This is a genomic window from Actinomadura violacea (assembly GCF_017573465.1).
GTDB classification, from domain to species: domain Bacteria; phylum Actinomycetota; class Actinomycetes; order Streptosporangiales; family Streptosporangiaceae; genus Spirillospora; species Spirillospora violacea.
Map to the genome: position 1 here is coordinate 81,243 of NZ_JAGEPF010000043.1, position 6,000 is coordinate 87,242.

Here is a 6,000-nt window from a genome sequence, read left to right on the forward strand (position 1 = left end):
ACTGAGAGATCGGAGGACGGGCGGGTGACGTACGACGTCGTGGCGTTGACCCATGAGCCACCCGATGCGCGAACGCTGCTGGACGCGTTGCGGGCCGAGGGCAGTGGTCTGGAGGTGGACGCACCCGAGCACGGGAACGTCCTCCAGGTCCTCGATGAGGACGGAGCCCCGCTGCTGGCGGTCGAGGCGTCCATCCCCATCCGCGTCGAGGGGGAGGCGCAACGGCTGCTGGGTCCCTTTGCCGCCGGGTTGCCGGCTCCCGTCTGGTGGACGGAGGTCCGCGCGGCGGAGCGGCCCGCCGCGGTCGAGTTGGCGGACGCGTTCGCCGACGCGCTCATCGAACGCCTCGGCGGCAGGCGCTGGTCTTCGGAGCGTCCGGAGTGAGCGGCCCGCATCCCACGATCGATCTGGTCACCGACACCGCGGCGCTGGTCCTGCAACGGCGGGAGGTCGTCCCGCTGTCGTCCTGGCTCATCGATGCGATCGCGTTGGTGAGCGAGGCCGGGCTTCCGCTGCAGATCGTCACACCGCACACGTCCCGCCTGACCGTCGCGCTCCACTCCGCGCTCCGGCCGCCCTATCTGCGCTGGGTCGTCGGGCATCCGAGCGGGTTCTTCGACGGCCTCACCGGGGAGCCCCTCGAGTTCAACGGCTCGGAGTTCGCCGCGGTCGTTGCCGATGAGCCCGCGGCGCCCTGGGCGAAGCCCGAGGCGCCCGCGGACGGTATGCACCTGATCGTGGACCTGCGGGTCCGGCACCGGGCCGCGGAGACGACGCGGATCGGGGACGCCGCGGAGCTCTGCTACCGGTGGTTCACGGGCGCCCCGCCCGAAGGGTGGGGTTTCACCGAGCCGATCGCGCTGCCCTGGAACGGGGAGCAGATCACGGAGGTGTGCCGGGACCGGGCGCCGGACGACACCAGGCTGTGCCACGTCGGCCGGGGAGGGGCCGTCGGGGTCACGTTGGTGGAGCGGCACGCCGACGGAGTCGATGAGACGGTCGCGATGCGCGTGCCCGTCCGGCCGGAAGAGCCCGAGGGGATCGACTTCGAGTGGTTCGTCGCCGACCTCGTGGGCGCTCATCACCTGGTGGATCTGCGGATTCACAGCCGTCCCGGCCGGCGGGACCTCACGGTGGCGCCGGCCTGGAACGGGCCGGGCCGGCCCCTCGGCATCGCACTCGGCCCGGACGAGGTGTGGGACATCGGAGCGGAGCGGGCTTTCACCGGCCCGGCCGGAATCGGACATCGCGTGGGCCATTCCCGGCGGCCCGCGGCCTGGTATCCGCTGGTCGGGGACGCGGCGTCCGCCTGGGAGAGGTTGCACGCGCTGCTCGCGCACCTCCTGCCAGGCGAGCCGGAGGTCGTGCCGTCCGAGCCGCCGTCGGGCGCGACCGTGCTGGAGGAGGGGAGGTGGCGGCGCGGTTGAGCCGTTCCCGAACATGCGACTTGACTCAAGGTATTTGTAGTACTTGCGCCATTTATAGGGGGATGTGGAATCATGGAGAGCGTTGATCAAGACGGCATCCCGCCCGCGGACCACGGATCGGCGAACGAGTGAGGTGACACGTGGGGCGTTGGAACTACGGCCAGGAAACCCTGGTCACGCTGACCAAGAACACCGGCGGGTCGACGCAGGAGCTGGCCACGCTGGTGAAGCAGCTGATCGTGGCCGCCGAGCCGCTGATCGGCAAGTTCGACGGCGCGGGCAAGGCGGCGTTCGACTCGTTCAAGGCGCACTCGGACCAGATCATCGCCGACCTCACCACCGGCCTGCACTCGGTGAACCGCGGGCAGGGCGGGATGGAGACCGCCTTCGTGACCGGTGACCAGCAGATGGCCGCGGACGCGCAGCGCAACATGAGCGCGGCGAACTTCGACGGCGCCAAGTTCCGTACCGGAGTCTGACCGAGGGGAGAAGTCCGATGGGCGAAGGCGGACGGCGCGCCTACGACACCGGGGCCTCGAACGAGGTGCAGGGCAATATCCACACGATCATCTCCCGGCTGGAGGCGCTGATCGGCCAGCACACCGGGGACGTGAAGACCGCGCTGTCGGACTTCGAGGCGACCAACGTGTCGGCGGAGTACGCAGCCAAGGAGCAGCGCTGGCACCAGGCCGCGCAGGAGACCCGCGAGATCATACGGCTGGTCAAGCAGACCCTGGCGTCCAACGACCAGACCGCCCAGCAGGCGCTGAACAAGGCGGGCGCCGCCGTGGCGGCCATCTGAGCGTTCCCGCACAAGGGGAGGGCCGCGGTCCGCGGCTCCTCCCCTTGGTCGTGTTCTCGGAGAGGTGACGGTGGCGCGCGACTACGACACCCAGCTGCTGGAGTCGGTGGCGGTGCGGCGTCGGCGGCTGCGCGACGCGGTGATGTTCGGCCCCGTCCGCGCCCGGCGCACCCTCGACGAGAGCCTGGGGAAGGTCGTCGCCGGACTGTGCGTCGCCGCCGTGCTGTGCGCCGGCCTGGTCGGGTGGTCGTTCCTCCAGACGAAACTCGCCACGCAGAAGAAGCAGCAGCAACAGGCCGAACAGGCCCAGGCCGCGCCGCCGGACGACGGCACGGCCCCCGTCCCGGCCGAGTGGGTCGGATCCCAGGTCACCTTCCTGATGCTGCGGCGGGAACTCACCAAAGCCGGTGTGCCTCGCAGCCTCTACGTGCTTCCCGGCGAGCCGAGGCCCCCGGTGACCCGCGTCTCCAGCTACTACGTGCTGAGCCGCGCCCAGGACGGATTCTCGGGAGGAGTGGTCGAGTTCGAGCAGGGACGGATCGGCGCCGAACTGCCGACCGAGGACGAGGCGTGCCGGTGGCTCTACGGCGAACTCGTCATCCGGCAGACCGCACCGGCCTCCATCGCGCCGCAGGCGGAGGCCCAGGCGCTCCAGGACGGCCGCCGTCTCGCGGAGACCGCACACCAGAAGATCAACGCCGCGGGGATGGGGGCGACGAACTACCTCCTCCCGCAGGGCACGCTGGTCGACGCGTTCGGCCAGGAGAGCGGTTCGGTGCTGTCCCCCTACGGCACGCCCTTCGCCGAGCGCGGGCTGCCTGCGTCGGCGCGGCTCACGGTCGATCCGTCCGCCCCGCTCGGCTACCGGCGGTACCGGGTCGTCAAGCCCCTCCCGGTGAGCGCCTCGGTGTCCGGCCCGAGCGCCGGCGGTGCGGGCGGCGGAGTCCGGTTCACGGTCACCGCCGGGCTGTTCCCGCGTCCGCCCGCACTGCCGACCGTCCGCTGGCTGCTGCGAAACGGCTACCTTGAGCGGCTCACTGCATCCTTTGTTCCCAGATGACGGAAGGCGGAGCGGAACCGTGTGGAGTCGGGTGACCCTTGTCGGGGAGCACCGGAGGGTCGACGTCGTCCTCCCCTCGGCGGAGCCGGTCGGCGCACTGATGCCCGACATTCTCGGCCTGCTCGGCGACCAGGTTCAGCAACCCGCGCAACTCCGGCAGCTGGTCACGGCCGCCGGCGAGGTGCTCGCCGGGGACGCCACGTTCGCCGACCGGGCCGTCCCGGACGGCAGCGTCCTGCGGCTGGTCCGGGCCGACGAGCCGCTTCCCGCGCCGGTGGTGCACGAGGTTCCCGACGCCGTGGACGGCGCGCTCGGCGGGCACGCCCTGCGGTGGAGCCCGGGCGCCGCGCGGTGGACCGCGATCATCACGTTCGCCTTGGCCGCCCTGGCGGCAGGGATCGTGGTGAACCGCGCCCAGGGCGGCGGCGCACCGGCGGCCGGTGTTCTCGGCCTCGGAGTGGTCGCGCTGGTCAGCGGGGTCGTGGCCGGCGTCCTCGGACGCGTCCCCTTGGCCACCGCACTGTCCCTCGGCGGCGGGGCGCTGGTTGCCGTCGGGACATGGGCGCTGGCCGACGTCCACGGCTGGCCGGGATGGAGCCGATGGTGCGGGCTGGCGATCATCATCGGGCTGGTGTCCGTCGCCTCGTGCTGGTCGTCTCCGCTCGGACGCGGCGGGATCATCGGAGGCGCCGTGGTCCTGCTCCTGGCCTTCGTCTGGGCGGGCTGCGAACTGGGCGGGCTGAGCCCCGCGCAGAACGGCGCCGTTCTGGCGATCGTATGCGTCGTCCTGCTCAGCACGATGCTGCGCTCCGCGCTGTCCCTGTCCGGGCTGACCTCGCTGGACGACCAGCGCGCGGCCGGTGCCTCCGTCGCGCGCGCCGACGTCCTGACGGCCCTGGCCGCCACGCATCGCAGCCTGCTGATCGCCACTCTCGCGGTCGCGGTCGCCGCCGGTGCCGCCGGGACGGTGGCGGTCGGCACGTTCGACGCCTGGTCGGCGTCCATGACGGCGCTGCTGGCGGCGATCGTGGCCAGCCGCGCCCGTGTCTTCCCCCTCGTCCCGCAGAAGGCGGCGCTGTGGACGGCGGCCCTGATCATGTACGGGGCCGTGGCCTATGGCTGGGCGGTGAACGTGTCCTGGGGCGGCTTCGCCGGGGCGGGCATGCTGGTGGTGCTGGCCGTTCTCCCCCTCACGGTGCTGACGGCGTCGCCCGCCGAGCACGTCAGGGCACGGCTGCGGCGGATCACCAACCGGCTCGAGGCGGTGGCCGTGGTGGCGCTCATCCCGGTGGCTCTCGGTACCTTCGGAGTGTTCACCCGTTTGCTGCACACCTTCTGAGAGGACGTCGTCCGTGCCCGACCTCGGCTGGGACGGTCATGACGCCGATCCCTATCCGATGGCGGCCGAACTGGTCGGGGACGTCCCACACGGAGATCCGCTATGGCGGCGCATCGGACGGGGTGCCGTGCACGCCTTCCTGCCCACCGGCGACGTCCGGTCCGTCGCTGAGCAGGCCGCGAGCATCCAGCGGCCGATCATCACCGGGCGGCGCATCGCCGTGGCGGGCATGCGCGGCGGCGCGGGCAAGAGCACGGTCACGGCGCTGCTGGCCACCGTCTTCGCCCACTACCGGCGAGACAGGGTTCTCGCGCTGGACGTCGATCCCGATTTCGGCTCGCTGGCGCTGCGCCTGGGGGCCGCGCGCCGGCACGCTGTTGGTGATCTCACCATGGCCAACGGATTCCGGTCCTTCGACGAGGCCGAACCGTTCCTGGTCCGCGTCGGGGAGCGGCTGTGGACGCTGGCCGGAAACCACGGCAACATCGGAGACGCGCCCCTCAGCGCCGAGATCTACCGGGACCGCGCCATGCCGCTGACCCGCTTCTTCGGCATCACACTGGTGGACTGCGACTCGGGGATCACCGGACCGCTTTCCCGCCACGTCCTGGAGGGATCGCACGTCCAGATCCTCGTCGCTCCGGCGACTCCGGACGGCGCCCGCAGCGTCGGCCGGGAACTGGACTGGCTCCAGAGCGCCGGCATGCAGGAACGCCTACATCGCACGGTCGTCGTCTTCACGGTCAAGGCGCCGTACGGGCGGCGCTACCTGGACCTCGAGGGCGCCTCCGCGATCCTGGCCGACGTCGGCGTCGCGTGCGTGAGACTCGACTACGACCGGCACCTCGCGAGCGGTGCCCCGCTTGATCCGCAGCGGCTGGCGCACAACACGCGCACGACGGCGATCCGCCTCGCAGCGCTACTCCTCGACCGCGCAGTACCCAGCGAACCCTAAAGGGAGCGGTCTCCTACGACACGACGAACCCCGCTCTCGCCTGGGGGCGGGAGCGGGGTTCGTGGTCGGGGGGTGTGGGGGTTGGTGGGTGGTGTTAGCCGAGGGGTTTGGGGGTGCCCTTGGTGCCGGCGCCGTGGCCCCAGGAGATGACCTGGTACTTGACGCCCTTGAGGTGGCCGACGGAGGTGCCGGTGTCGTAGTTGCTGGCGGGCTTCTTGCCGTCGACCAGGTGACGGAAGGTGTAGGTGTCCAGGTCGAGCATCACGCCGCGGTGCGACGGCTCGCCCGGCCCGCGGTCGCCGACGAAGCCGGTGACGCTGCGGCCCTGGTAGGTGACCTTGACCTTGGTGTTCATGGGCCAGCTGGGGCTGGCGAACATGCCCTTTTGCATCGGCTTGCCGCTGGCGGGGGCGCCGG

8 protein-coding genes are annotated in these 6,000 nt (G+C 71.6%); 7 read left to right on the forward strand and 1 reads right to left on the reverse strand.

All coding sequences use genetic code 11. The annotated features are described in order from the left end of the window. Nucleotides 1-24 precede the first annotated feature (24 nt). From J4709_RS47585 to J4709_RS47615, 7 genes are all read left to right on the forward strand, one after another. Nucleotides 25-384, forward strand: a complete 360-nt coding sequence (locus J4709_RS47585; RefSeq protein ID WP_208252101.1) for a hypothetical protein — start codon at nucleotides 25-27, stop codon at nucleotides 382-384. After that, nucleotides 381-1,427: a DUF6177 family protein gene (locus tag J4709_RS47590; protein ID WP_208252102.1), complete on the forward strand. Its 1,047-nt coding sequence runs from the start codon at nucleotides 381-383 to the stop codon at nucleotides 1,425-1,427. The genes J4709_RS47585 and J4709_RS47590 overlap by 4 nt, the downstream gene beginning before the upstream one ends. A gap of 140 nt (nucleotides 1,428-1,567) precedes the next feature. Further along, the gene (locus tag J4709_RS47595; protein WP_208252103.1) at nucleotides 1,568-1,906 is read left to right on the forward strand and encodes a DUF6507 family protein; all 339 of its coding nucleotides are present in this window, start codon (nucleotides 1,568-1,570) and stop codon (nucleotides 1,904-1,906) included. Nucleotides 1,907-1,923: 17 nt separating this feature from the next. Continuing rightward, nucleotides 1,924-2,229, forward strand: a complete 306-nt coding sequence (locus J4709_RS47600) for a pore-forming ESAT-6 family protein (RefSeq protein WP_208252104.1) — start codon at nucleotides 1,924-1,926, stop codon at nucleotides 2,227-2,229. Between the two features lie 64 nt (nucleotides 2,230-2,293). Continuing rightward, nucleotides 2,294-3,289, forward strand: coding sequence for a TNT domain-containing protein (locus J4709_RS47605; RefSeq protein ID WP_307802114.1), 996 nt, complete (start codon nucleotides 2,294-2,296; stop codon nucleotides 3,287-3,289). A 31-nt stretch (nucleotides 3,290-3,320) separates the two neighbouring features. Continuing rightward, entirely contained in the window at nucleotides 3,321-4,628 is a 1,308-nt protein-coding gene (locus J4709_RS47610; protein WP_208252105.1) for an EsaB/YukD family protein, read from the forward strand. 13 nt (nucleotides 4,629-4,641) lie between these two features. Then, nucleotides 4,642-5,583, forward strand: coding sequence for a nucleotide-binding protein (locus J4709_RS47615; RefSeq protein WP_208252106.1), 942 nt, complete (start codon nucleotides 4,642-4,644; stop codon nucleotides 5,581-5,583). A 94-nt stretch (nucleotides 5,584-5,677) separates the two neighbouring features. Here J4709_RS47615 and J4709_RS47620 read toward each other — a convergent pair. After that, on the reverse strand, nucleotides 5,678-6,000 hold a 323-nt coding region (locus tag J4709_RS47620; RefSeq protein ID WP_232385139.1), incomplete at its 5' end, for an RlpA-like double-psi beta-barrel domain-containing protein.

Coding starts and splice junctions, on each gene's coding strand:
- J4709_RS47600 (WP_208252104.1), top strand. CDS start 1,924: ATGGGCGAAGGCGGACGGCGCGCCTACGACACCGGGGCCTCGAACGAG.